This is a genomic window from Clostridium sp. Marseille-QA1073, assembly GCF_054863625.1.
Genome location: NZ_JBSVQM010000007.1, coordinates 1 through 26,872 on the forward strand (window position 1 = coordinate 1; position 26,872 = coordinate 26,872).

Here is a 26,872-nt window from a genome sequence, read left to right on the forward strand (position 1 = left end):
GAATTGGAAATCAAAAATGCGAAAAAAGCCTTCTATAATTAGCAAAGCATCAAAAGGTTTACAAAATAAATTTAATAATGTAATTCCAGAAAAATATCATAAAATGTTAACATCTGCAATAAAAAATATGATTAAATTTGTACTTTTAGGTTCAGAAATTGCTACTAAACCTCCTTATGGAATTTTAGATCTTGAAGAAAAAGAAAGATTAGTAAAAGAAAAAATTTTAACATATAAAAGGACTGCTATGATAGAAGGTGCCAGTACAGGTGCTGGAGGGTTTGTTATGAGCCTTGCTGACTTTCCATTACTTCTTAGCATAAAAATAAAATTTTTATATGATGTTGCTTCAATTTATGGATTTGATGTTCGTGATTATAAAGAAAGACTATATATACTTCATATATTTGAGCTTGCATTTTCTAGTCAAGAAAATATAAATAAAGTATTTTCAAAAATGGATAGATGGGAAGAATACTCTAGTTCATTGCCGAATGATATAAATTACTTTGATTGGCGAAAGTTTCAACAGGAATATAGAGACTATATTGATATTGCTAAACTTATGCAAATGCTACCAGCTATTGGAGCTTTAGTTGGCGCTTATGTTAATTCGAAATTGTTAGATAAACTTGGTGAAACAGCAATTAATTCATATAGAATGAGATTATTTAAATAACTATGATTTGTATTCTATTCTTTAAATATTTTTAATAACGGGTTCAAGAGAAAGTACTTAATAAAATACTTATTAATGCTAACTTGTTATTCTTTAATACTTAATTAAACACTTACTAAAATATATCATTCTATATTTTAAATCATAGTATATAATATCATTAAGTTTATGGAGGCTCTATATGGGTAGATTCTATAGATGTTATAACTGTAATGCTTTTAAAGGTGAAATCCCTCCTTGTGCTCAATTCTTAAACAACTCTAATCCTTTAATAAAAGATGGTAGATTATTGTATCGTAATTTTAATAGAATATATTGTTTTTTAAGTGTAAACCCTTCTAATAATAATAATAATATGATAACAACTTCTTCTAATCTTCAGATAAGTATTTCAAATTTTATAATAGGTCTTTATATAAGTCAAATTCAGAATGACATAATTGAATATGATAATAATTCTATAATTCATAATAATAAAGTAGCTAACGACTTTATTCATAGAACTCTAAATAATAACATATCTATTGATGATGAAATTAATGCTTCTATATCTTTCATTATATCAAACACTAATGCTATTTTACCCTTATATACAGCTACAATAAATATAACCCCATTAAATTTATATATTCTTATAAGCCTACATCTTCTTGAAAATAATCCTGCCCTCTTCTTTGGTAATAATGATTATGCCTTAGAAGATGAAGTAAATTTTTATTTATCTTCTTTATCACTAAAATTTCCTTTTTTTAAATTTAAAAATTGTGGTAAATAATATATTAAACCTTATAGAGTATCCTATAAGGTTTTCTTTATAATATTAAATTTAATATTTAAATAATTTAAAATAATATGAATATTTTTGAAAATTTAAATACATAATATTTCCCCAACATATAATATTGATAAATATAGTCGATAATTGTTGTAAAATTATATAAATTAGGTAATTTTTAAAAGGAATGTAAAATAACTTGTAGAATAAATATATAAAATATAATAATGCATAATATTTATATTTTATATATTATTACTACATTTTTGAGTTTTTACAACAGTTGGGAGGTAATTAAATGTTAAAAGAAATCGTGCCCTCTGGAATTTTAGGAATAGGTGCATATATTCCAGAAGAAATTAGAAAAAATGACTTTTGGACAAATATCGAACTAGTAAATTTACCCGAAGGTAGAAAAAGTCCTTTTGAAAGAATAGATGAAAGAAGAGTGTTTCCAACTAATATGCTGCCTTCAGATGCAGAAGTTAAGGCAGCTGAAGTAGCTATTAAAGATGCTGGTATTTCAAAGGACGATATTGATCTTGTCATGGTTCATTCTATGCTTCAAGATGAAATAATTCCTAGTAATGCAAGTTTAGTTCAATATAAATTAGGTTTAAAAAATGCAGGTGCTTGGCATATTGATACTTGTTGTTCAAGCTTTGTTACAATGGTTACCACTGCATCTAATTTAATAGCAATGGGTGAGTTTAAAAATATCTTAATCGTAACTTCTGTATTTCATTCAAGAATTCTCGATTACTCAGATTATTTAAGCTTATATGCAGGAGACGGAGCTGGTGCTATAGTTATGGGACAAGTTCCTGAAGGAAGAGGATATGTTGCATCTTGCTGTAATTCTGATGGTTATTATCATGATGCGTTTACACTTGCTGAAAGAATGCCTTTAAATCAGAAAAGAAGAAGATTCTTTGAACCATCTCCACTAAGACCATTCTTTACAACTAATCCTATTAAGACAAATGGAGTAGGAAAGAACTCTGTTGATATAATGCAAGAAATTCTTGAAAAAACACTTAAAAAAGCTAATATGACTTCAGAAGATATTGATATGTTTTTCTCTCATCAACCAGCTGATTGGGCTCATGATGCATGGAGAGATTCAATTAATATACCTAAAGAACGTTCATATCAGACGTTCCGTAAGTATGGAAATCTTGCTTCATCTTCAATACCAGTGACTCTTTATGAAGCTAAGGAAAAAGGATTACTTAAAGAAGGTCAAACTCTTTTAATTGCATCTTCAGGCGCAGGTGAAAATCACATTGCTGCAATAATAAAATTATAATAATTTTAGAAGATAAAAAAATTGTATAGAGTTGTTGCTATTTTAAATAATTGAGCTTTTAATGTTAATTTATCAAAACTATTTAATCACTCAAATAATTTTTTTAAATGTTAAAGAGGCTAAAAATTATCTGAATAGTTAATAATTTTTATTTATACGAGGGGGATTTTAGATGTACAAAATAAGATATGATAAATTAAAAAACTGTATTTATGTTGTGGTTGAAGGAAGTTTGAAAATGGAAGAAGCTAATAATTATGTAGTAGACTTCAAAAAAGCTGTAGATAATGCAGGTCCAAATTTTAAAATTTGTACTGATTTATCAAAGACTACAGCGGTTCTTCCTGAAATCAATGAAAAACTTAATGAAAGCAAAGCCTATGCAAAAGCGAAAGGATATAAAAAAGCTGCATTTATAATGAGTTCTGCTGTATTGAAAATGCAAGTAAAGAGAGTATTTGAAGAAGATCAAGAAAGCCTTTTTGATAATATAAATGATGCTGAAAAATTTTTAAATAGTTAATCTTACATATACTAAGATTAATAATTATTTTATATTTAAATATCTTTTTAAAAATAACTAGCCAATTATGATGACATACTTGACTAGTTATTTCATTTCAAAGTATTTATTATAATTAGCTCCAAACTTTGATTAATCATTACTAACTTACTCAATTTTTAGTTTCCTCACTTAACTCTTTAACAACGCCACCAATAATTTTTATTCCTTTCTTTATATCCTCTTCATTAACTCTTGAAAAACCCAGTCTTATAGTATCTGTACCTCTACCATCAGTGTAAAATATATCTCCTGGCGTAAATACTACTCCTCTTTTATAACATTCCTCAAGTACAGCCCTTGAACTAAGTCCCTTAAGAAGTTTTATGAATATATGAAGTCCTCCCTGTCCCATTATATATTCATTAGGAATGTACTTTTTCACTTGCTCTAAGGTAAATTCATACTTATATCCATAATATTTTCTAATTTTCTTTATATATCTATTAAAAGCCCCACTTTTCATGTAATGATAAAATGCTCCTTGATCAAGAAAAGAAGAATGAATAGTTCTAGACCTTTTAACACTCTCTAATATATCTATCAATTTAGCATCTCCAAAAATCCAACCCAATCTTAATCCTGGAAAAAGTATCTTAGAAAAACTTCCAATATAAATAACTCCATTACCTTTTGTACAAAGGGATGCTATTGATGGAAGATGCGAACCAGAATATAATAATTCTTCGTTAAAACCATCTTCTATTATAGGCACCCCGTATTTTTGAAAAATCCTAAATATTTCCTGTCTTCTCTCACCATTCATAACAACACCAGTGGGATTATGATATGAAGGAATAATATATGATAATTTTACAAGATTACTTTGCAAAGTATCTTCTAATATTCTAGTATCAATTCCATCAGAAGTCATAGGTATTCCAATAACATTTAAACCGTGAGCCTTCATAATTTTTAAAGCAGTATTATGAGTGGGATTTTCACAAATAATCATATCTCCTGGCACTGTTAAAGAACTCAATACTATATCGAAGCCCTCAGTAAATCCATTGGTTATTAATATTTCTTTTCCTTTTGTATTAACTCCTTTCTCCTTCATATAATCTATAAGATACTCTATCAATGGTCTATATCCCTTAGCATAGCCATAGTTTAATAACTTATCTCCTTCCAAAGAAAATCCGTTTAGAAAAGCTCTTTTAAATTCCTCTAAATCAAATAAATTCTCTTCTGGAGCAATACTTTTAAAAGAAATCATTCCTTTTTTCCAAGGTAATTCAGTTTTAATTATATCTAAATTTCTGCAAGCACTTCCATAGCTATTAATTTTAGAACTCCAATCAATATTGAACTCTCCACTTACTAGTTTTGTTTCTATAGCTACAAAAGTTCCTTTGCCTTTTAAAGTTTCAACAATGCCATCACTTTCTAAATTCTCATAAGCTGTAACTACTGAATTTCTGCTTATATTCAGCATCTCACTGACTTCTCTTGTAGAAGGTAATTTACTTCCCTTTTGGAGAAGTGCTTTTGCTATACTGTCTTTTATATGCTCCTCAATTTGTATATATATTGGTAGCTCATTATTAATTTTAAATGATGAAAAAATCAAAGTTCTTTCTCCTTTCAAGCTAGTGAATATTCGATAATCTTATCTAATAACTCACTATATTTCATATTGGCTCCCTCTGCACTCTTAGGAAAAAGAGAATTTTTTGTCATTCCTGGTAAAGTATTTAATTCTAACACATATGGAACTCCCTCACTTACTATAATATCAATTCTCGCATATGCTTTACAATTAAATATATGCCAACATTGCTTTGCTATTTGTTTCATCTTTTTCTCTAGTTCATAGGGTAATGATGCAATAATTTCTTCAGCACCATCATCCTCATATTTTGAATCATAATCAAAAAATTCATTTTTAGCTTTAATAGATATTATTGGTAATACCTCTCCATTTAACATTGGTATTGTATATTCATGTCCTCTTAAATATTTTTCAATTAATATCTCATTATCATATTGTAATACCCTTAAAATTCTATCTTTAAGTTCTTCTTTATTGTTTACTAAAAATGTTCCTATACTTGAGCCTCCGTTATTAGGCTTAACCACCATAGGATAACCAAAATCTTCTATAAATTTCATTGGTAATTGATTTATATCATTAACTGCAACACCTGGTGGAACTACTATTCCTTCACTTTTTAATATTCTTTTAGTTTGCTTCTTATCCATACAAAGAGCACTAGTAAGAACATTACAACCTGAATATGGCATGGATATGCTCTCTAATGCTCCTTGTACTATTCCATCTTCTCCAAAGGCTCCATGCAAGGCAATAAATACAAAATCTACTCCTTTAACCTTTTCTATTATTTCCTCTTTTGAATTTATTACTATAGGTAAAACCTCATATTTACTTTTATCAAGATTATTTAATATCTCTTTACCTGAAAGTATAGAAATCTTTCTTTCCGAGGAAATCCCTCCCATCATTACTCCTATCTTCATCTCAATCACTCCATATAATTTTTCTTAAAGGTATCTGAAAGAAAATAATAAACCAAAGATGTTAGTATATTTTAGGCATATGAAATAAAATAGCTAGTTAAAGATGTGAAATATATTTTGCATCAGACAAGGAGACAGGTCTTCATAATAGTCTAACTATCATGGAGTTCTGATGACGCAGTATGATACAAAATAGATGAGCATACTGACTAGTTATTTTTTGAATATGCCTCCTATCAGACAAGGCGTCAGGTTCTGCTCATAGTAGTGCTATGGGCGGGTTCTGACAACGCAGTATGATAGAAAATAGGCTAACATACTGGTTTATTATTCTTTTGAAGATGCCTTATTTAAATTATATGAAATCAAATTAAATCAAGTAAGCACCATCTTATAAGGAATTTCCCTATATGGTGGATTAAAAATATCATTTTATTAAATTATTTAAATTCATATTAGTATAAAATTGATAATTGACGATTAACAATGGACAATAAGGAATTATTGGTACTTATCTTTTATAAGAGAAGTTTTCAATTGATTTCTTTTTTGAAGTGATGTAGTCACTTCTTATAAAGAACTAGCAGCCGTAGTATCTCCATAGTATTAGTTGAATTTATTAGTATTGCTTCAGACTATGCTGCACCTCAGGGGAACCCTAAAGGGCTTCACTACTGTTTCCCAGAAGTGAAAAAAACTAGCAATTGTATTGCTAGTAAAAAAGCAAGTTAAAGAAATTAGTTTGATTAAAACTAATTTCCACCATAATTGTGAATTTTGTATTGTGAATTGAAATACTCAAGGATGTAGCTATATATTAATTCTCAATGTAGTTTATCTATATATAATAACTAGTCAGTATGATAGTATACTTGACTAGTTATTTTTTAATTTTCCTAATTTAGGGCTTAAATTTAATTTCTCCCAAATCTTCTTTAGCATTTTTGCGAATACGATCTACTATTCCTCTAGATACTTCTGTATAATCTACCTTTTCCGCCTTTAAATTTTTTTCTAGGTATTCAAATGCATTCCAAGGGTTAACCGTATCTCCACAAGTAAATAAATCCACAGCTGCATATCCATATTCAGGCCATGTATGAATAGTTAAATGTGATTCTTGAATAATAACAGCTCCACTAACTCCCCAAGGATTAAACATATGAAATGTACTTGCTACCACTGTAGCTTTAGCTTCTTTTGCTGCCTGTAGCATATATTCTTCAACTTTATCATAACTATTTAGTATTTCTTTATCGCAATTATAATACTCTACTAAAATATGTCTTCCAAGTTGTTCTATCTTAATCATAATCTCTCCTTTTAATATCAGCTTAGATATTTAAATAACTTTAATCATTAATAATACTAAAGATATATCATAAATGAATTGCTAAAAAGCATTCTAATCTCCATTATTTGTTAATACTACGCTTTTCTTTTTTCAACAAGCTGAAATATTTGATTATTACATTTATAGCAACCTTTTTCTTTTAACTCTTCTATAGTATTAAATTTTTCTGAAAGTCCAACTTTCATTATTTCTCCACATTCCTTACACTTATAAAAGCGAACTGTTACTTTTAATTCTCCAGTGTAAATTGGCTCTTGACAACAGTTTTCTATTAAAGATTTACTACTACTAGTAGTTTTAAGAATAATCATCTGTCCTATATTTCCAATTATTTCCGCACCATCATAATTATTAAATGCAGTTAATATTTCTGAAACCATAAGTCCCATATCAACAAAGTATTTCTGCATATTAAGCTCAAATTCTGGGGACTTATGTGCATAAGAAAGAAATATGTTAAGGCCACTTTCATTTTTTAAAGCTTCAAGTCCTCTTGAAAGGAATAAGTTCATTCCTTGAAGAGTATATGGTGGATCAGTGAAAAAGCAATCAAACTGACCCTTAAAACTTTCTGACAATGGGAATCTTAAATCTACATACTCACAATTAATAGGTAGTTCTTCCTTTTTAGCTATACTACTTATATAATCAAGAATTCTATTATCAATATCCATAACAAAGATTTTTGTTTTACTGTATCTTATATCCTTAAATAGCTTCTTTAATAAAAATCCTAAAGCTATACTTACTAAATCATCATCACCTAGACATAAAATCCTTTTCCCTATCAATGCAGAGTTTTTAAGACATAATACCGCTCTTTTTATAGCAGTATCCACCGTACATTTTGATTGATCTATAGTAACGTCAGCCTGGGGACGATTTATAAATATTTCATTTAAAGCTTCTTTTACTTCATTAATTTCTTTAATATCCTCCCATGATTCAGAAAATAATTTCGTATATAACTCTATATTCAAGCCATAAAAGCCTAGATTTTGTTCTACAAAGCCTCTACCTTTCCTAGTAAGTCTTACCCCTCTATCCTGAACTACTAAATCACACTTGATAAGCTCTTTCTTTATAGCTACAATTACAGGGATGGGTAAAAAATTTTTTCTAGCTAATTCTTTTGTAGAAATACCTTCTTTAAAATATATATTAATTAATGTATTTGTTATAGCTTGTATTCCTTCATCTATATTTACATTCTTATTTACAGTTTCTAAATAATTTTCCATTAGTATCTACCTCTCTCTCAAATATCAATAATTTAAAATATGCAGGCATCTGAAAGGAAATAATAAACCAAAGATGTTAGTATATTTTATATCTGGCAATGCAGCATGATAGAAAATAGGCTAGCATACTGGTTTATTATTTTTTTAAAGATGCCTAACCCCATAGCCAAGTTAGAAACATTAGATAGAGAAATAAGAAAAGGCTATAGCAACATCAAGTCACTACAGCCTTTTAAGTCGTATATGTTAAATAGTATTACTTAAAACTATAGAATGTATATACTAAAATAATACCCTATAGCCTTAAAAATTCTCTTAGAAATTTAAAACAAATAGTGCTAGATCTTAATATAATAATTACAAAATCTATAGTAAAAAATATACAATTTCCCTTTTGGGTATAAAAATACCGCGCAAAAGCACGGCTTAATAACATATATAATAAGGTTGAATGCTATCCGTGTTCTAACTTTTTCTTAAAAAACTCATCAACAAACAAACCTGAAATATCTCAGATTTTTAAAAGTTTTTAAGAAATAACTATTCAATTAGTTAGTTAAAAACACCTACACTCATAAAGCACTCTCCTTAATTCCATTTTTTTAATTTTAATGCTTAATTACATGCTTTTCATTATAGCATATAAAAATATAACACACAATATGTAAACTTATTTCCAAAACATTTTATGTAAATTTATCAGTTAATATGTTTTACAATTTATAAATTACTACTGTTTATTTCAAAGAAACAATGTAATTATATATCACTATTTTATTCCATTAATTGTAATTTAAACTTCGAAATTTTTTTCAAATTATAATATTGACATGATTATATAGGCTGTGATATTATTATAAGTTTGATAAAAAACTTCATATGTGTTATACTTAATATAATGAATACAATATATGGAGGCGAGTTATTTGTTTGAGATTGGTGATAAAATTGTTTACCCAATGCAAGGTGCAGGAGTAATTCAAGGTATAGAAGAGAAAGTTTTTCAAGGGAAGAAGCAACAATATTATATAATAAAAATGTTAACAAATAATATGGAGATAATGATTCCATCTTGGAGAATATCTAATGCAAATATACGTTTAATTAGTGATGATTCTACGCTTAAAAACGTATTATTCAATCTTAATGCTAGAGAATTAGAGCCAAATGAATCCCTCAATTCTAAGCAAAGATATCAAGTTAACATGGATAAAATTAAAACGGGTTCTTTAAAAGATGGTGCTGAGGTAGTCTATGACTTAACCCAACTAAATAAGGAAAAAGCCCTTAATACAAGCGAAAGTCAGATGTTAATGAATGCGCGAAAATTTTTAATTGATGAGATAATTTTAATTAAAAAAATTACTGAAGATGAAGCTAATGATTTATTAGATTCTATTATTGATTAAAAATATCATAATAAACTTCTTTTTTATAAAAACAAAATTTATACTATATAAATAACTATCTTATAACCTTCCTTGATATAGTTTTAAACTTTATATTGTCCACTTTTTAGATAGTTTAAATATATCATTACGTAATCTATTCGATTTATATCCTTCATTCTTAGTTCTTTTATGCATTTCCTATATAGTAATATACTCATTATAATAGAACAAAGATGTAAAAATATTTTTTAAATAATATAATTTTTGTATATAAAATTATATTAGGATTTAATAATACTAAATGTATTAAAAACCTCATTTATTTATGGTACGGTTTTCTGTAACAGTTATAAATGAGGTTTTTTAATATTAATTGTTTATTAAAGGTTATTTGTAGACTCATATATAGATATACAGTTCCAAATTTAATCTATCTCTGAAAATAATTAATATTTATTGGTATTGCCACTAAAACTACTAAATTCAAAATTCACAGTTCACAATTCACAATTAAAAAACTGACGAACACTGTTCGTCCCTACAATAAAATACCAACAATTGTATTGCTAGTTAAAGAATCCATTAAAGAAATTATTTTGATCAAAAATAATTTCCACCTTAATTGTGCATTTTGCATTGTGAATTGTGAATTAAAATGCCGTAGAACTCTATATTAGCTATTTTACTGATATTATATCATATTATTTTTTATAAAATAGATTATTATTTTCTCTATTTCCTGGTAAATAGATTTTGACTTTTAATTTCTTTTCATCTTTTTTCTTATTCAATGAAATTAAGCTAAAACTTATATTTAATGAATTTCCTAAAATAAAGTATAAGCTCTACTTCTATGCCTTATCATTTGTGGCAAACTTCATTATGCATAAAAAATAAGCTAAGAGTAATAATAAACACACAGGGCATCTTTAAAAATAACTACTTAGTATGCTAGTGTATTTTGCCATATTATATTGTAAGAATTTAATAATAAATACAACTATAAATGGAAACTATACCTTGTTTGACATAAACTATTCAACTCATCTTTTACTAGTTATTTTATTTCAGACGCCTAAAATTATAATTTAAGAGGTGATAAAATGGCTCATACTTTACCAGATTTACCATATGCATATAATGCTCTAGAACCTCATTATGATGAAGCTACTTTAAAAATACATCACGATCTTCATCATAAAACTTATGTAGATGGTTTAAATAATGCAGAGATGAAAATTGAGGAATGTAGAAAAACAGGTGACTACGCATTAATTAAACACTACGAAAGAGAATTAGCTTTTCACGGAGCAGGTCATATATTACATACATTATTCTGGGAAAACATGGCTCCTAATGGCGGAGAACCTAAGGACGAAATATTAAACCAAATAAATACAGATTTCGGAAACTATGAAACCTTTAAAAAAGAATTTTCTGCAGCAGCTGTTGCAGTAGAAGGCTCTGGTTGGGCTATACTATGTTGGAATTGTATGTTTCAAAAATTAGTAATATTAACTGCAGAAAAACATCAAGATTTAACCCAATGGGCAGTTAAACCTTTATTAATTCTAGATGTATGGGAGCACGCATACTATTTGAAATACCAAAATAAAAGAGCAGCTTTTGTAGAAGCTTGGTGGAACATAGTCAACTGGGATACTGTAAACGAAAGATTCAAACTTGCTAGTAAAAAATAAATACTATAAATTTTAATAAAAACCTGAAGTTTTTAGGCCTTCAGGTTTTTATTTTTATTTTTATTAATTATAAAATTGTGCTGACTCTTCTAGGTTCTTTACTTCTATATTAATACATTTAATTTTATTTTTTCTTGCCATCTACGAATATATATTCTTCGAATTATTTTATTAATTTTTAAAATAAAACTTATATCACTACATTAAAATGATATGAACTTTTATTCTTATAATATAAATTAATCTCTAATTGCATTTAATTTGTGGAGTAAATACTCTTTTTTATTTAGAGGGTCATAAGTTGTTTTCTTACGTACTTTATGTTCCTTAAACTCTGTATTTTGATAACCGTAAAATTTTGTTACAAACATCCCTTTACCTCCAGTATATGATGCTATTTTTAATTTATATTCTTTTGAACTTTCTACTGGAATAAGTCCTTTTATATAAACTTCCTCATCGATAACAATAGGATTTTCAAAAGCTGCACTCATAATTTCTAAATCCCAAATCGCTTTACTTAAAACATTCTTAGGAATTCTAAGTTCAAATTCGTGTAAAGGCTCTAATAAATCTGTTTTAGCCTCATATAATGCCTCCATAAATACCATAGGTGTTACATTTCTAAAGTCTGCTGGAGTACTCATAACACTATTAAACTCTCCATGAATTAATGTAACTTTTATATCAGTAACTTCCCATCCAAATAGTCCTTGTTTACTTGTCTTAATCACTGCCTCTTCAATGGCATTTTGAAAAGATTTTGGTATTGATCCTGTTGAAACATCGGAAACATACCTAAGCCCTTCTCCTCTTTGTAAAGGCTCTATCTTTAAGCCAACAGTTGCCCAAAAAGGATTTAGATCATCTCCCATGTGAATTATAGATGTGCCAACCCCTTTAGGAGTTTCTTTATAGATAGTTTGGATATCTGAAAACTTTACCTTTATTCCATGAGAATCCTCTAAGACAGCACTTAATATCTCCATTTGAACTTCACCAAATAAATTAATATATATTTCTTTCTGATTGTTATCTGTTCCTATCTCTAATAGAGGATCTTCTTCCGCAAGCAGTGTTAATATCTCAAACAAATTCCTATTTTCTTCTTTATTAATAGCAGAAATTGTAGTTTTCAATGTTGGTTTAGCTATAGATATATTTTTCATTTTATGATTTTCTACGCCTATAATATCACCTATTTGAAAACTCTTAAGGCCATATAATATTCCTATATCTCCAGCTTTTATGGTTGATACTTCAGCAAACTTGCCATTTTCTAGCGCGCTAATTTTTTTAACCTTTTCTACCATATCCTTACTAAGTACACTAATTATATCTCTTACAGATATTTGCCCCTCAAATAGCCTTACATATACTTTTTTTTTCATTTATATTTGTTCTTTCAATTTTAAATACTACTCCAGATAACTCATTATTACTATCTCCATTAGAAAATGGCAAATAGCTACAAATTCCGTCTAATAAATTCCTAATGCCAAGTCCTGTTGATGCAACACCACAAAGCACTGGATATAAACTACCTTGCTTTGAATAGAATGAAAGTTTTTCCTGTATATCTTTTTTATCATACTCTATTTCTTCAATATATGCTTCTAAAAAAGCTTCATCTAAATCTGATAGAACATTAATCATATCATCGCTAATTATATTTTCTTCAAATAAATCATTTAGAGAAATATCTTTACTTCCTTCACCATCAATCTTTTGCAATCTAACTATTCTATCAGAGATAGTTGATTTTATCTCATTAATAAGCCTATCATAATCAGCTCCAACTCTATCTAACTTATTTATAAATATTATTGTTGGAATTTTAAGTGCTTTTAACGTATTAAATAGTATTCTTGTTTGAGATTGTATACCTTCTGCTGCAGATATAACTAGTATTGCTCCATCCAATACACTTAATGATCGTTCTACTTCTGAAATAAAATCTACATGCCCTGGGGTATCAATAATATTTATTTTAATATCATTCCACATAAATGATATAGCTGATGACTTAATAGTAATTCCTCTTCTACGTTCAAGGTCCATTGAATCAGTTTGTGTGTTACCTAAATCAACTCTACCAATTTTCTTTATAGCTCCGCTATAATATAAAAGATTTTCTGTTGTAGTTGTTTTTCCAGCATCAACGTGAGCTACAATTCCTATATTAATTATTTTCATATATATTATCTCCTTAAATAAAAAAACTGCAAATGAACACACGCCCATTTACAGCCTCATAATTATATAACCTAAATATAAACATAGCAAAAATAGGTATAAAAATACCGTGTTTAGAACACGGTTTTCCTATTTCCTACTATGCAGATAAGGTGTAACATGCTCATTATTATATTGGTCATTTTTAGAAATACATAAATAAACATCTACTATTAATTTAAAAATTAATTGCAGAGGAAATAAACCTTGATATATTCAAGATTTTTTAATCTATATTCTAAAAATTACCGTTATTCAGTTAGTTTAATTTAAAACTACCTCTTTTTGCATAATTTACATCACCTTTACGTTTATATTTTTTATATTTATGTTTATATTTAAGTTTAATCTTATTATACGAAATCCTCTTAACTCTTCAAGAGGTCTATTTAATTATAATTGATTTTTCAGCAGAACTCATATTATTAAAATTAAATTTGATAGGTTTTATTTAATTCCTTCAATTCATCTCTTAATTTTTCTCTAACCCATAATGGTTCAAGAATTTCTACCCCTTTAAAAAATCTAAAAGCTAATGACACATAATAATCAACTTTAGTTGTTTTCACATCAACTATATAGCTATCTTTTTCTTCCTTAACTTCTCCATATTTAAAAAATACATGATCCTTAATACTAGGATATAAATCCTTTTTTACCCTTAGTTTTATGATTATACTATTTTTATTTTCATATGCATTTTTAAAACAACAAGTACTATAGTAATCCTCCATATTGAAATCCTTAGGGGAATCAAATACTTCATCTAATAAAGAAATACTCTTTATTTCTTCAATATTTACATGAATTTTTGAATTAGTTAACTCTGAAAATGCAACAATGTACCATATACCATCTTCAAATACAATTCCATAAGGTCTTATTATCTGATCTACTAAATCTGATTCTATATTTTTATTATGACTTATCCTTATTTTGAAATTATACTTAAGTGCTCGTTTTACAATATCGAAAACATAAGAATTTTCAATAGTAATATCATTACATTTTATATCAAAAACTATTTTCTTTTGAATATCCTCAAAATCTTCTTTAAAACATTTATTTACGAGATTTTCAATTTTTAAAAATGCAGAATTAGCAAAAGCAGCATAACCTGGAACATTAATTATATCAACTATCTTTTTAGCAAGAAGTAAAGCAAAAACCTCATCTTTATTAAACATTATTGGTGGTATAAAATAATTATCTAATATTTCATATCCGCCTTCACTACCTGGATAAGATATCACAGGCACGTTGATTTCACTTAGTGCCTGCATATCTCTATAGATAGTTCTAATATCAACCTCAAACATTTCTGCTAACTCTTTTGCGGTCATTTTCTTATTATTATTTAAGGCTAAAATAATAGCCATTAATCGTTCTATTTTTTGCATATTAAATTACCATGTATAAAAATGTACCTTTGATTCATTATATCTATTTGCTGGTTCTTTCTTTTCAGCAGGATAACCAATGGATATAATTGAGACAGGAATTATCTCTTTAGGTAACGCTAGTACACTTTGAACATCTTTGGTTCTTTGCTCCATAGGGTATATACCAATCCAAACTGCACCTAGCCCTTTATCATGTGCTGCTAATAGTATATTTTGAGTTGCTGCAGCACAATCTTGGGCCCAAATATCAGATTTTCCACTATAAATATTTGTATCTGCACAAACTGCAATAGCAACTGAAGCCCCTTTAAGTGGAGTAGCCTCGGGATCAACCTCAATTATTTTCTTCATTTGATCTTTATTTTTTATCACTAGAAACTCCCAAGGTTGCTTGTTATTTGCTGATGGTGCAGCCATTGCAGCTTTTAAAAGCCCCTTTATGATTTCATCAGAAACTTCCCTTTCTTCATATTTTCTTATACTTCTTCTTTGAAAAATCGTATCCATAGTTTCCATAATAAATCCTCCTTATATTTTTTATTATCAAATGTTTTATATCTATTTTATTTTCTCTTTTATATAATTTTATATTAATAATAACATAGTAATACTGACATAAACCTGTCAGTATTACTATGTTATTATTAGCTTTTTTAGAAATCCTATTTTGAAAAACTAAGAAATTTAAAATTGATTTATTTTAAAGTTATGCAATTGCAGTCACTTCTATTAAAAATCCATTTAAAAAATTAATTTTTAGATACTGTTCCAAATTATACTGCACCTCAGGGGAACCCTTATACAATTAAGAATTGACAATTGACAATGGAGAATTTGCTAATTACAAATTATTTAAAATACTTTATCTATAGTAATTATATTTCTGCACATTATAAAAAAATAAATAGTAGCATACAAAATGCTACTATTTATTCTTCTAATATATTAAGCTTCTTCCTTATTTGCAAATTGACTATTATAAAGTTTTTCATAGAAGCCGCCTTTTTTCATTAGCTCCTCATGATTTCCTTGCTCTATTATATTTCCTTCATTTATAACCAATATTAAATCTGCATTACGAATAGTTGAAAGTCTATGAGCAATAACGAAGCTAGTCCTTCCTTTCATTATGTTTCTCATAGCATTTTGAAGCAATAATTCTAGTCTAGTATCAACCGAACTAGTGGCTTCATCTAATATTAATATGGCTGGATCTGATATTATAGCCCTAGCTATAGTTAATAACTGCTTTTCTCCTTGAGATATGTTAGAAGCTTCTTCATTAAGAATCATATTATATCCATCTGGAAGAGTTTTAATAAAGTGATGGACATTAGCTATTTTAGCTGCTTCTATGATTTCCTCTTTAGTTGCTCCAAATCTTCCATATTCAATATTGTCATAAATAGTTCCTTTGTACAACCATGTATCTTGAAGAACCATTCCAAACATTGATCGTAAGTCTTCACGTTTCATATCTCTAATATCTACACCATCTATCTTTATAGCTCCACCTTTAACATCATAGAATCTCATCAATAAATTTATCAAAGTTGTTTTACCTGCTCCTGTAGGCCCAACTATAGCTACCATTTGGCCGCTTTTTATTTCTGCACTTAAATCCTTTATTAATGGTTTATCATCACTATATCCAAATTTAACATGTTCAAAAGTAACATCCCCACGAGGATTTTCAATTTTTACTGAGTTCTTAGGATCTGGAATCTCTTCCTCTTCATTTAATATTTCAGATACACGTTCAATTGCTGCAAAAGCAGATTGTATTGTAGATGAAAGCTGAGTTACTTGAGAAAGTGGTTGATTTATTTGCCATATATAACGTATAAAAGCTTGAAGGTTACCTACTGTTATTACTCCACTAATAGCGTAAATTCCTCCAATAACCCCTATAGCTGCAATACCTAGATAACTTATTAAAGAAATCATTGGTGACATTATACTTGATATAAATTGAGCCTTAAATCCTGTGTTACAAAGTTGTTGATTTATATTTTCAAACTCTTCTATAGCTTCATTTTGTTTTCCATATAGCTTTATTTCATTAAATCCAGTATACATTTCTTGAACCGTACCATTTAATTTTCCTAAAGCTCTTTGTTGTCTATAGAATAATTTTTGTGACTTACCAACTATGAACTTTGATACTAAATAACTTAAAGGTATTATAAGTATAGCTAAAAGAGCCATTTTAGTATTAATTCTAAACATCATTATAACTGCTAAGAATATAGATAATATTGAATTAACTATCTGTATAAAACTCTGCTGCATTGCATTAGATATTGTATCTACGTCATTTGTAATACGACTTAATACATCTCCATAGCTGTTACTATCAAAATAACTTATTGGTAATTTTCTAATTTTATCTTGAATAGCATTTCTTAAATCTCTCATGGTATTTTGAATAGCATTAGTTAATAAAAAACTTGCTATATAGGTAGATATTGTACTAGATACATATATACCCGCCAAAAGTCCAAGTACCTTTGTAATATAATTAAAGTTTACAGCCGCTCCCTCTATACCTTTTCCTATATTAACTGCATCCTTTATAAGTTGTGTTGTTATTAGCCCTTCTGTCATTGGTGCAACAGCATTAAAAAAAGCTGCTGATATTATAAATATTATGGCACCAATAAAAGAAAATTTATAGGTTTTTACAAAAGGAGCAATTTTACTTATACTAGCTTTAAATTTTTTCATTATGCTAACTCCTCCTTTGTAAGTTGAGATGATGCAATCTCATTATATATTTCGCAGTTCTTTAATAGTTCCCTATGGGTACCTATCCCCACTATTTCTCCTTCATTTAATACTATAATCTTATCACTATCAATTATAGATCCTATTCTTTGTGCAACTATTAAAACCACAGCATCCCCTGTTTCTTCTTTTAATTTTGCTCTAAGAGTTGCATCAGTTTTAAAATCTAGAGCAGAAAAACTATCATCAAATATATAAATTTCTGGTTTTCTAACTACAGCTCTCGCAATAGACAATCTTTGTTTCTGTCCACCTGATACGTTAGATCCACCTTCACTTATGGATTCCTCGAATTTTTTAGGTTTATGTGTGATAAAATCGTAAGCTTGAGATACTTTTGCAGAATGTTCAAGTTCTTCTTTATCTGCATCTTTTTTACCAAATCTAATATTGCTTCCTATAGTACCTGTAAACAATAAAGTTTTCTGTGGTATAAATCCAATCTTTTCCCTTAGAGAATTTAAATCATAGTCTCTTACGTCTACTCCATCTATCTTTATGCTACCTTCTGTAACATCATAAAATCTTGGAATCAAATTAATTAAAGTACTTTTTCCACTACCAGTACTTCCTATAAAAGAAATTGTCTCTCCTTTTTTTGCTGTAAAAGATATGTTCTTAAGTACAGGTTCTTCTCCATCTGGATAAGCAAAGGTAACATTGTTGAATTCTATAAGTCCTTTAGCTTGTATGTCTTTAACTCCATTTTCTGGACTTTTTATAAGTGGATCTGCTTCTAATAGTTCTTGAATTCTATCTGCTGAAACCTGTGCTTTAGGGTACATAACAAATACCATTGAAAATAACATCATAGAAAACATAGCATGGAATAAATACTCTATAAAGGCAACCAATTGCCCAACTTGAAGGGTTCCTACATTTATCATCTTACTTGAAATCCAAAGTATCGCTAAAATAGCTATATTTAATAAAAGAAAGAAGGTAGGTTGTGAGACTGCCATAAGTTTATGCAGCTTTTTGGAGATATCCGTATAATCTTCATTGGTTTTCCCAAATCTTTTTCTCTCATAATCATCATTACCAAAAGCTCTAATTACTCTTATCCCTGTTAAATTCTCTCTAGATATACGATTTAATTTGTCTAATCTCTTTTGCTGAGTTTGTGACATAGGATGAGATTTTTTAGCTATAATAACTACTCCTATTATTATAAAAGGTATTGTTACTGCTAAAACTACAGATAATGGCAAACTTGTTTTAAGAATCATTACTAAACTTACAGTAAACATAACTGGTGTAATCAATGCTATTCTAAGTAAAGTATTAGTAAATAGTAATAACTGGAATGCATCATTAGTAGTTCTAGTAATCATTGAAGATACTCCAAATCTATCATATTCACTATGAGAAAATTCCTGTGATTTTCTAAAAATATCGTTTCTCATATCTCTAGTTATGCTAGTGGATATTTTTGAAGAACAATATCCAACTAATATAGTACCCATAACTCCAATTATAGATATAGCTACAAGTATAAGACCTTTTTCTTTTATATAAGCTATATCACTATTAGCTATACCCACATCAATGATTTTAGCCATTATTGTTGGAATACCTAATTCAACTAATGCAAAACCAAAAACCGATATTATATTTAACATAATAAACAGTTTATAATTCTTTAAATATTTTAATATTAATTTCATTATATTCTCTAACTCCTTTCATCATATGTTTAAAATTACTCTTAATATGAGCCTGCTGATTTATGGTATAAAGTATATTATATACTATGACTTTTTAATGTCCACACATATTTTAAAAAATTTTGTACTTTTCATATATAATTTTTCTATTTAGCTTTAAATCTATACACCCTTCTACAATTGAAAATTGACGATTGACAATGGACAATTTTATTTAATTCACAATTATTAATATTTCTTAGTATTAACTTTCACCCCTGGGGTCTATAACAAAATCATAGGTTTTAGATAAAATTAAAGTAGTCACAAAATCTAAATCTGCAACTACTCTCTACATAGACCCCTGGGGTGCAGTGATATACATAACAACATTTGCACATTAAGCAATATCTTAATAACATTGTATATCTTCATAGTATTAGTATAAATTTAATGTTTTTGATCCAAACTATACTGCACCTCAAGGGAACCCTAAAGGGCTTCTCTACTGTTCCCCAGAGGTGATTTCATTTCTTTAAATCCTTTGATTCCCCACAGCCATTATCATCAAAATTTAAACTTCCCCATTTACACATTTCTTCTAGAATAGGCATAAGAGATAGTCCTTTTTCTGATAAAAAATATTCTACCTTTGGGGGAACTTGATGATATTCTTTACGGATTATAATATCGTCAGATTCAAGCTCCTTTAGTTGACTACTCAACATCTTATGGGTAATACCTTTAACAGATTTCTTTAGTTCTCCATAACGCATAACTTTACATTTAGATAGCCAAAACATTATAACCATCTTCCACTTACCACCAATTATAGATAACGTATATTCAAATGGTGCTGAGTATACTTCTATTTTTTCATCCACTTCATTGCTCTCCTTTTGGTTAGTATCTTACATTAAAGTGCATACTATATTTTTATTATTATTTATATGATAATATATTTAAAAGTATTTTGTAAAATAATTCATATTATGAAAGGAGATTATATTATGAACAAATTTGTAGAAGTAAAGCCTGAAGAGTTAAATAAAAGCCCATTTCAACTTATCGGTAAGGATTGGATGCTAGTAACTGCTGAAAAAGATAATAAGATAAATACAATGACCGCATCTTGGGGTGGCTTTGGTGTTATGTGGGGTAAAAATGTAGCCTATATTGTTATAAGACCTCAACGTTTCACTAAAAAGTTTGTAGATAACTCTGATACTTTTTCTTTAACATTTTTTGATGAAAGCTTTAGAAAACGACTAAGCTATCTTGGAACTGTATCTGGAAGGGATGAAGACAAACTATCTAAATGTAATTTAACAGTTGAACATTCGGATAATACTCCATATTTTGAAGAAGCAAAACTTACAATTATATGTAAAAAACTATATGCTCAAGATTTTAAACCTGAATGCTTTATCGCAAGTGAACTAAATGAAAAATGGTATCCTGAAAAAGATTATCATATGCTATATATAGCTGAAGTAGAAAAAGTTCTTATAAAAGAATAGTTAAAAAGTGTTACACAAGCTTTACTTGTGTAGCACTTCTTAAAAATATATTCTTTATATCACTTATTCTAAGATTTCTTTCAAAACTTCATCATTTATATTAATCTTTATAAAACCGATTGTCGGTATGTATTGTTGAAAATAAAAAACATATAATTAAATAGTTTCTTTCTTCTTAATAAACGTAAGTATCATAGCTAAAGATCGCTGATATAATGCTTACATATAGTTGTATATTTAAACTTAGTCCATTTATTAAGGTTTCTAATAAAATAATTATGACCATTGATATTGTCATATTGCTAGCTAAAGATTTCTTTTCTATTGCTAACCAAATTCCAATAATACCTACTGAAGCTACAATTATAGAAGTTATTATAATTTCTTCTATACCAAAAATTATCATTGAAAATGATATTGAATCATTTAATATAGGTTTTATGCTCTCTGTAATCAAGAATACTCCTGTAACTATTATATATCCTAATATCATAAAAATTGCTGTAAATATTGCTATAGAAAATAATCTTAAGGATAATTCCTTTCTACTTATATCTTCCTTTGATACTTTAAAATACATCATTGAAGATAAAGCTGTAAACAATAATACCTCTACTCCACATATAAATTTAAAAATATTTCTATATATTTGCATGTCTGGGTTATTCTCAACTCTTGAAACTATAGCTACAAAATATATTAAAATAAATAATCCTATAATAGATATCTTAAATAATTTAAAATAGTATTTTTGCTGCTCTTTTATTATTAGGTTTAACATCTTATAAATCCCCTTAACTTATTAATGGGTAAGATATAAAATATTTTTATATCTTACTCACGCAATTCTTTATATCTTCTAATAAAATCTGACATCATTTCTTCTGTAATAATAGGTACCCCCATATTTTCAAGCATATGCTTTAAAAATTTTATTTTCTTTACTATATCCTCGGGAGTTCTCTGAAATATAATTGGTGAAAGCCATATATTTGTTAACATAATTATAACTTCTGCAACTTCCTGTGGATATTCTGACTTTAATGATCCATCTATTTGTCCCATTTCAACTATATCCCTGATTATTGGAACTACACGATTCATCATTTCTTCAATATTTCTAAATATAAAGTATGGATCTTTACACTTTGATTTTATAGAAATATCCATTAGCCTACTTTCATTATCATTGATACTATACGCAAATACCATTCTCAACTTCTCTAATGCAGTTAAACCTTTTTTACTTAAAATGATTTTATTTATTTCAGAACTAGCCCTTAAAAATTTTCTATCCAAAACTCCATGTAAAATTTCTTCCTTTGATTTAAAATGATGATAAACTGCCCCTTTACTCATTTGTAATTCATTTATTATGTCTTGTATGCTGGTCTTTTCATATCCCTTTTCTATAAATAACTTTGCAGATATATCTAATATTTGTTCTCTAGTTTCTTCTGGATATTTATTTCTTGCCATTACTTATCACTCCCCTTACATACCACCGGTCGGTATGTATATTTTATTTCACATTTTTCTAAATGTCAATTAATATAAAATGGTATATTCTTTATAGTATCAATAGAATCTTATATCCAATAGTCTTGTATTGCGCCACCCTTAAAATTATCTTTTCTTTATAATCTTTAATGTTTAATAATTTAAAATTACCTATAAATTTAATCACCAATTTTATTCTCTTCTCTATCCAATATTTTTCTAATATAAAAATACCCCTTATTCAAAAATTTAAATAATGAGGTATTTTATATAATATTTATTTCTATAAAATTAATTTATTAAATAATTAACGCCTTCTTGAAGATAAATTTACAAGCTTCCTAATTCTTTTAAATTCTTTGGTCTAGCTCTATGTTTTCTTGTGGAGTCATACTCCTCCCAATACACTCTTTTTTCATTGTATTGGTACCTTGCTTCTTTTTCCTCTGCTGGATAGCCAATATACACTACCCCTAAAGGTATCACCTTTTCAGGCAATGATAAAATCTTGCTAACAGGCTTAACAACTGAAGGTACTGGATATACACCAATCCATACTCCTCCTAGCCCTAGTCCTGTAGCACATAGTAGTATATTTTCTATAGCAGCACTACAATCTTGTATCCAATAGTCTTTTGATGGACCACTAAAGGCTAAATCCATATTTCCACAAACCACAATAGCTGCTGGTGCATTGTAATTTCCATTGTATAAATTTCCCCTAAATAAATCCATGGTTTCTTTCTTTGTTACAACTACAAACTCCCAAGGTTGTCTATTAGCCGCTGATGGTGCTGCTGTAGCTGCTTTTAGTAAATCTATAATAACTTCTCTCTCAACTTCCTTATCAGCATATCTTCTAATACTTCTCCTAGCAAATATGCAATCCATTATATTTCCCATAAATTACTCCTTAATGATTCCCTTCTATTTCTTAATCAAACCTAACTTTCCAATAACTCCTTCTACCAAACTTATAGAATTTAATGCTGCTCTTTCTATATTGTTTTCAAAATTTTCTGAACTGTGTTCATCTGCATTATCTGACATTAACCAAATAACTATGAAAGGAATGTTATTTACATAGCATGTATGTGCAACACTAGCACTTTCCATATCTACACATAAAGGGTTAAAGTTTTCTATTAAATCCTCTCTTTTATTATGTATAATAAATTTTAAAATGCATATTTATTTAACTCATCTTAAAATCATTATTTAGGTAAATTATACCATATAAATTTCAATATGTATTATCAAACTTCATACTTTATAGGTAAATATTTTAATACATACTCATTAAATTCTAAGTAATGTTATTTTCTTATGGAAACTTATATATTTTATTCCCCTAGAGTTATCATATTTAAAGCAATGAGAAACAAATAGATATATTATAACAATTTTTTGAGTTTATATTACTTATATTTTCCCTTAAAAATAATATAATTATTAAAATCACTCAATTGTGAAAAATCTGAAAAACTTCTTTAGCGAAATTCTATCCTCTATGTTATACTAATAGTGAGCAAAGATAAATTTTTAATTTAATATCAGAAAATTCAAAATTTCTATCTTATTAAATTAACACATTAAACTAAAGATTAAATTACGCTATACAGAAAAAACAAAAATACATTTTATGCATAGCCAAAGAGACAATAAAATTGATTAATTAATCTCTTGTAAAACAAACATTAAGGGTAATAATTTTAATTTATATTTTATTTGGGGGTAATTTAAAATGATTTCAAATGATATGGTCAAACTTGGAAAAAGACGCTCTATTATACGTGATATTTTCGAATATGGAAAAATTAGATCAAAGGAAATAGGAGCAGAAAATGTATATGATTTTAGTTTAGGAAATCCTAGCATTCCGGCACCAGATTGTGTAAAAGAAACTATTATAGACTTACTAGAAAAAGAAGATTCTATGGTTTTACACGGTTATACATCAGCTCAAGGGGACTTTAATGTTAGAAAAACAATTGCAGATTTTATCAATAACAAATATGATACAAAATTATGTGCTGATAATATATATATGACTGTTGGAGCTGCTGCTTCTCTTAGTATATCTTTAAAAGCACTAGCTGTTCCAGGAGATGAATTTATTGTTTTCACTCCATTTTTCCCTGAATATCGTACTTTTATTGAAAGTGCTGGTGGAAAGCTTGTTGCGGTTCCTTCTAATGAAGATGATTTTCAAATTGATATAGCAAAATTCACTGAAGCAATAACACCAAAGACTAAAGCAGTTGTTTTTAATTCTCCTAACAACCCTTCAGGAGTGGTTATATCTAAAGAAAATGTCATTGCACTTTGTAAAGTACTTAAGGAAAAGTCAGTAGAATATGGTCATCCTATATATTTAATTTCAGATGAGCCTTATCGTGAATTAGTATATGATGACATTGAGATTCCATACCTAACAAAACATTATGACAATACTTTAGTTTGCTATTCTTTTAGTAAATCTCTTTCATTGCCAGGAGAAAGAATAGGTTATATTGTTGTATCTAATGAGATGGAAGATGCAGAAGATGTATATGCTGCAGTATGTGGTGCAGGAAGAGCACTTGGATATGTATGTGCTCCAAGTTTATTCCAACGAGTTATTGCAAAATGTATTGGTGAAACTTCTGATATTGCTATTTACAAAAAAAATAGAGATTTACTTTATAATGGCTTAACAGAATTAGGTTACCAGTGTATAAAACCAGATGGAGCATTTTATCTATTTGTTAAATCAATGGAGCCAGATGCTAATGTCTTCTGTGAAAAGGCAAAAAAACATGAACTATTGTTAGTTCCTTCTGATGATTTTGGATGTCTGGGTTATGTAAGAATTTCTTACTGTGTCAGCACTGAGCAAATTATTAATTCTATGCCAGCTTTTGAAAAGCTTGCAAAAGAATATAAATAAGATAGTTAATATAAAAAATAACCGCCTGCTAATTAATAAAAATTACTGGGCGGTTTTATTGTCATATACATTTCTTTAAAAAGATTAGCTGTTTATTTCTCATATCTAAAGATAAATTTATAATTATATCTCCTAATATCATTAGCCATGAAGTTATTTTAAACTTAATCACTAAAAATATTATTGTAATTAAGTTTACTAGGCTGAAAAGCAATTTAGACCTAGTTTTCATATATAAAAACTTTCCTATAAAAGAATTTGCATCTTTTAAAACAATATATAATAATATATATTTAATTGATATAGCAATAACTCTAATATATGCTATTTTTATATCATAATTTAATAAATTTAAAACTTCTAAAAGTGCTAAATATGCAATTGCCATGATGATAATATTTTTAGAGCAGCACATATAATAACCAACTTTTCTATAATTCTTAATTAATTTAAATTTTTCATTTCCATATTCATTTAAAAGCTTTAATTTATTTCCTATTATTAAAGTTCCTAAGTATGTAGCAACTACAGTACCAGCAGGAACACATGCTACTAAAACATATAAAATAACCTGTGGTTTTATATATTTAAAGCTCCATGAATTAGCATATCCTTCAAATTCTTTTATAAAGCTATACCCTATAAGCTTAGAGAAATATATATCTATAAATATCATTAATATACAGGCAAATATGGAACAATAAACCATATCATCGATAATTTGACCATCCTTTTCTATGAATATGCTGCACATGAGCCCTAGTATCATACTTTGACTCATCCAAATACCAGCTCCTATATCTCCTATTCCTAATATTATAATGATTAATGATGTTATTGCCGATAATACTGTATATTTAAATCCACATTTTAAATATATAAGACTAATAATTAGAGGAACTAGTATATCTAAATATAGCGAATATCCAATGCCAGTTCCTATAGCTACTATACTTGTCACGACAAACAATGAAGACAACATAGCTGCCTCTACCATATCCTTCGTTTTTAACATCTACTCACCTTTTTCTATAAATTATGATTTTTGTTAGGCTTATAAAATATCTTAGCCAGTTACTTCTAAATTAATTACAGTATAGAAAGTCATTTAAAGTAAGTTATGAGAATTAATTAAATATAAAAAAATTTAAAAAGCACTTTTATAACGAGAGACAAATACATTCTAAGTAAGATTTATAATATCAAATAAATTCTATTTAAATCATTAACTTATAGTATTAAAGTTTAGTCCAATTCATTAGGACGCTTTTTAAATATTTTTATAAGATTTAATAAAATATAAAATTTTCTCTCCTCTAAGCTATTTAGCATTATTGTTTTCTAAATAATATGCTAAATC

At 27.8% G+C, this 26,872-nt stretch carries 24 protein-coding genes; 8 read left to right on the forward strand and 16 right to left on the reverse strand.

Going from position 1 to position 26,872, the window contains the following annotated elements:
• From ACY1IQ_RS07920 to ACY1IQ_RS07935, 4 genes are all read left to right on the forward strand, one after another.
• Positions 1 to 679 (forward strand): EcsC family protein (locus ACY1IQ_RS07920; protein WP_461613442.1); only part of this gene is annotated, 679 nt, incomplete at its 5' end.
• A 181-nt stretch (positions 680 to 860) separates the two neighbouring features.
• On the forward strand, positions 861 to 1,454 hold the full coding sequence (locus ACY1IQ_RS07925) for a hypothetical protein (protein WP_461613443.1): 594 nt from the start codon (positions 861 to 863) through the stop codon (positions 1,452 to 1,454).
• Between the two features lie 298 nt (positions 1,455 to 1,752).
• Positions 1,753 to 2,763: a 3-oxoacyl-ACP synthase III family protein gene (locus ACY1IQ_RS07930; RefSeq protein ID WP_461613444.1), complete on the forward strand. Its 1,011-nt coding sequence runs from the start codon at positions 1,753 to 1,755 to the stop codon at positions 2,761 to 2,763.
• Between the two features lie 172 nt (positions 2,764 to 2,935).
• Positions 2,936 to 3,286: a hypothetical protein gene (locus ACY1IQ_RS07935; protein WP_461613445.1), complete on the forward strand. Its 351-nt coding sequence runs from the start codon at positions 2,936 to 2,938 to the stop codon at positions 3,284 to 3,286.
• A gap of 151 nt (positions 3,287 to 3,437) precedes the next feature.
• Here ACY1IQ_RS07935 and pdxR read toward each other — a convergent pair whose 3' ends face one another.
• The 4 genes from pdxR to ACY1IQ_RS07955 all read right to left on the reverse strand — a co-directional run bounded on the left by pdxR (position 3,438) and on the right by ACY1IQ_RS07955 (position 8,401).
• Positions 3,438 to 4,898 (reverse strand): MocR-like pyridoxine biosynthesis transcription factor PdxR, encoded by a 1,461-nt coding sequence (gene pdxR / locus ACY1IQ_RS07940; RefSeq protein ID WP_461613446.1) that lies wholly within the window; start codon positions 4,896 to 4,898, stop codon positions 3,438 to 3,440.
• 14 nt (positions 4,899 to 4,912) lie between these two features.
• Complete coding sequence (locus ACY1IQ_RS07945) at positions 4,913 to 5,806, reverse strand: D-alanine--D-alanine ligase (RefSeq protein ID WP_461613447.1); 894 nt, start codon at positions 5,804 to 5,806, stop codon at positions 4,913 to 4,915.
• Between the two features lie 901 nt (positions 5,807 to 6,707).
• Positions 6,708 to 7,109, reverse strand: coding sequence for an adenosylmethionine decarboxylase (gene speD, locus ACY1IQ_RS07950; RefSeq protein WP_461613603.1), 402 nt, complete (start codon positions 7,107 to 7,109; stop codon positions 6,708 to 6,710).
• 125 nt (positions 7,110 to 7,234) lie between these two features.
• Positions 7,235 to 8,401 (reverse strand): bis-aminopropyl spermidine synthase family protein, encoded by a 1,167-nt coding sequence (locus ACY1IQ_RS07955; RefSeq protein WP_461613448.1) that lies wholly within the window; start codon positions 8,399 to 8,401, stop codon positions 7,235 to 7,237.
• 926 nt (positions 8,402 to 9,327) lie between these two features.
• Here ACY1IQ_RS07955 and ACY1IQ_RS07960 point away from each other — a divergent pair.
• Together ACY1IQ_RS07960 and ACY1IQ_RS07965 are read left to right on the forward strand one after the other, a co-directional pair.
• Positions 9,328 to 9,810 carry a CarD family transcriptional regulator gene (locus tag ACY1IQ_RS07960; RefSeq protein ID WP_461613449.1) on the forward strand — a complete coding sequence of 161 codons (483 nt, stop codon included), beginning with the start codon at positions 9,328 to 9,330 and terminating at the stop codon, positions 9,808 to 9,810.
• 1,085 nt (positions 9,811 to 10,895) lie between these two features.
• Entirely contained in the window at positions 10,896 to 11,492 is a 597-nt protein-coding gene (locus ACY1IQ_RS07965) for a superoxide dismutase (protein WP_461613450.1), read from the forward strand.
• Positions 11,493 to 11,731: 239 nt separating this feature from the next.
• On the opposite strand, the gene ACY1IQ_RS07970 is transcribed toward ACY1IQ_RS07965, so the two are convergent.
• From ACY1IQ_RS07970 to ACY1IQ_RS08000, 7 genes are all read right to left on the reverse strand, one after another.
• Positions 11,732 to 12,883 carry a hypothetical protein gene (locus ACY1IQ_RS07970; protein ID WP_461613451.1) on the reverse strand — a complete coding sequence of 384 codons (1,152 nt, stop codon included), beginning with the start codon at positions 12,881 to 12,883 and terminating at the stop codon, positions 11,732 to 11,734.
• The gene (locus ACY1IQ_RS07975; protein WP_461613452.1) at positions 12,852 to 13,688 is read right to left on the reverse strand and encodes a GTP-binding protein; all 837 of its coding nucleotides are present in this window, start codon (positions 13,686 to 13,688) and stop codon (positions 12,852 to 12,854) included. Before ACY1IQ_RS07975 ends, ACY1IQ_RS07970 begins: the two co-directional genes overlap by 32 nt.
• Before the next feature lie 470 nt (positions 13,689 to 14,158).
• Positions 14,159 to 15,127 carry a helix-turn-helix transcriptional regulator gene (locus tag ACY1IQ_RS07980; RefSeq protein WP_461613453.1) on the reverse strand — a complete coding sequence of 323 codons (969 nt, stop codon included), beginning with the start codon at positions 15,125 to 15,127 and terminating at the stop codon, positions 14,159 to 14,161.
• A 6-nt stretch (positions 15,128 to 15,133) separates the two neighbouring features.
• Positions 15,134 to 15,646, reverse strand: a complete 513-nt coding sequence (locus ACY1IQ_RS07985) for a nitroreductase family protein (protein WP_461613454.1) — start codon at positions 15,644 to 15,646, stop codon at positions 15,134 to 15,136.
• Positions 15,647 to 16,075: 429 nt separating this feature from the next.
• Entirely contained in the window at positions 16,076 to 17,857 is a 1,782-nt protein-coding gene (locus ACY1IQ_RS07990; protein WP_461613455.1) for an ABC transporter ATP-binding protein, read from the reverse strand.
• On the reverse strand, positions 17,857 to 19,584 hold the full coding sequence (locus tag ACY1IQ_RS07995; RefSeq protein ID WP_461613456.1) for an ABC transporter ATP-binding protein: 1,728 nt from the start codon (positions 19,582 to 19,584) through the stop codon (positions 17,857 to 17,859). The genes ACY1IQ_RS07990 and ACY1IQ_RS07995 overlap by 1 nt, the downstream gene beginning before the upstream one ends.
• Before the next feature lie 506 nt (positions 19,585 to 20,090).
• A complete protein-coding gene (locus tag ACY1IQ_RS08000; RefSeq protein WP_461613457.1) occupies positions 20,091 to 20,447 on the reverse strand; it encodes a winged helix-turn-helix transcriptional regulator in 357 nt (118 codons plus the stop codon).
• Positions 20,448 to 20,573: 126 nt separating this feature from the next.
• Between ACY1IQ_RS08000 and ACY1IQ_RS08005 the strand changes: the two genes are divergently transcribed.
• The gene (locus ACY1IQ_RS08005) at positions 20,574 to 21,083 is read left to right on the forward strand and encodes a flavin reductase (protein WP_461613458.1); all 510 of its coding nucleotides are present in this window, start codon (positions 20,574 to 20,576) and stop codon (positions 21,081 to 21,083) included.
• Positions 21,084 to 21,258: 175 nt separating this feature from the next.
• Here ACY1IQ_RS08005 and ACY1IQ_RS08010 read toward each other — a convergent pair whose 3' ends face one another.
• The 4 genes from ACY1IQ_RS08010 to ACY1IQ_RS08025 all read right to left on the reverse strand — a co-directional run bounded on the left by ACY1IQ_RS08010 (position 21,259) and on the right by ACY1IQ_RS08025 (position 23,774).
• Complete coding sequence (locus ACY1IQ_RS08010) at positions 21,259 to 21,864, reverse strand: hypothetical protein (protein WP_461613459.1); 606 nt, start codon at positions 21,862 to 21,864, stop codon at positions 21,259 to 21,261.
• Between the two features lie 53 nt (positions 21,865 to 21,917).
• Positions 21,918 to 22,562 (reverse strand): TetR/AcrR family transcriptional regulator, encoded by a 645-nt coding sequence (locus ACY1IQ_RS08015; protein ID WP_461613460.1) that lies wholly within the window; start codon positions 22,560 to 22,562, stop codon positions 21,918 to 21,920.
• 351 nt (positions 22,563 to 22,913) lie between these two features.
• A complete protein-coding gene (locus tag ACY1IQ_RS08020; protein WP_461613461.1) occupies positions 22,914 to 23,486 on the reverse strand; it encodes a nitroreductase family protein in 573 nt (190 codons plus the stop codon).
• Between the two features lie 24 nt (positions 23,487 to 23,510).
• Positions 23,511 to 23,774: a phosphorylase family protein gene (locus ACY1IQ_RS08025; protein ID WP_461613604.1), complete on the reverse strand. Its 264-nt coding sequence runs from the start codon at positions 23,772 to 23,774 to the stop codon at positions 23,511 to 23,513.
• Positions 23,775 to 24,327: 553 nt separating this feature from the next.
• Here ACY1IQ_RS08025 and ACY1IQ_RS08030 point away from each other — a divergent pair.
• Complete coding sequence (locus ACY1IQ_RS08030) at positions 24,328 to 25,512, forward strand: pyridoxal phosphate-dependent aminotransferase (RefSeq protein WP_461613462.1); 1,185 nt, start codon at positions 24,328 to 24,330, stop codon at positions 25,510 to 25,512.
• A gap of 61 nt (positions 25,513 to 25,573) precedes the next feature.
• Here ACY1IQ_RS08030 and ACY1IQ_RS08035 read toward each other — a convergent pair whose 3' ends face one another.
• Entirely contained in the window at positions 25,574 to 26,527 is a 954-nt protein-coding gene (locus tag ACY1IQ_RS08035) for a hypothetical protein (protein WP_461613463.1), read from the reverse strand.
• Between the last annotated feature and the right edge of the window lie 345 nt (positions 26,528 to 26,872).

Coding starts and splice junctions, on each gene's coding strand:
- ACY1IQ_RS07925 (WP_461613443.1), top strand. CDS start 861: ATGGGTAGATTCTATAGATGTTATAACTGTAATGCTTTTAAAGGTGAA.
- ACY1IQ_RS07930 (WP_461613444.1), top strand. CDS start 1,753: ATGTTAAAAGAAATCGTGCCCTCTGGAATTTTAGGAATAGGTGCATAT.
- ACY1IQ_RS07935 (WP_461613445.1), top strand. CDS start 2,936: ATGTACAAAATAAGATATGATAAATTAAAAAACTGTATTTATGTTGTG.
- ACY1IQ_RS07945 (WP_461613447.1), bottom strand. CDS start 5,806: ATGAAGATAGGAGTAATGATGGGAGGGATTTCCTCGGAAAGAAAGATT.
- ACY1IQ_RS07955 (WP_461613448.1), bottom strand. CDS start 8,401: ATGGAAAATTATTTAGAAACTGTAAATAAGAATGTAAATATAGATGAA.
- ACY1IQ_RS07965 (WP_461613450.1), top strand. CDS start 10,896: ATGGCTCATACTTTACCAGATTTACCATATGCATATAATGCTCTAGAA.
- ACY1IQ_RS07970 (WP_461613451.1), bottom strand. CDS start 12,883: ATGAAAAAAAAAGTATATGTAAGGCTATTTGAGGGGCAAATATCTGTA.
- ACY1IQ_RS07975 (WP_461613452.1), bottom strand. CDS start 13,688: ATGAAAATAATTAATATAGGAATTGTAGCTCACGTTGATGCTGGAAAA.
- ACY1IQ_RS07980 (WP_461613453.1), bottom strand. CDS start 15,127: ATGCAAAAAATAGAACGATTAATGGCTATTATTTTAGCCTTAAATAAT.
- ACY1IQ_RS07985 (WP_461613454.1), bottom strand. CDS start 15,646: ATGGAAACTATGGATACGATTTTTCAAAGAAGAAGTATAAGAAAATAT.
- ACY1IQ_RS07990 (WP_461613455.1), bottom strand. CDS start 17,857: ATGAAAAAATTTAAAGCTAGTATAAGTAAAATTGCTCCTTTTGTAAAA.
- ACY1IQ_RS07995 (WP_461613456.1), bottom strand. CDS start 19,584: ATGAAATTAATATTAAAATATTTAAAGAATTATAAACTGTTTATTATG.
- ACY1IQ_RS08005 (WP_461613458.1), top strand. CDS start 20,574: ATGAACAAATTTGTAGAAGTAAAGCCTGAAGAGTTAAATAAAAGCCCA.
- ACY1IQ_RS08010 (WP_461613459.1), bottom strand. CDS start 21,864: ATGTTAAACCTAATAATAAAAGAGCAGCAAAAATACTATTTTAAATTA.
- ACY1IQ_RS08015 (WP_461613460.1), bottom strand. CDS start 22,562: ATGGCAAGAAATAAATATCCAGAAGAAACTAGAGAACAAATATTAGAT.
- ACY1IQ_RS08020 (WP_461613461.1), bottom strand. CDS start 23,486: ATGGGAAATATAATGGATTGCATATTTGCTAGGAGAAGTATTAGAAGA.
- ACY1IQ_RS08030 (WP_461613462.1), top strand. CDS start 24,328: ATGATTTCAAATGATATGGTCAAACTTGGAAAAAGACGCTCTATTATA.
- ACY1IQ_RS08035 (WP_461613463.1), bottom strand. CDS start 26,527: ATGTTAAAAACGAAGGATATGGTAGAGGCAGCTATGTTGTCTTCATTG.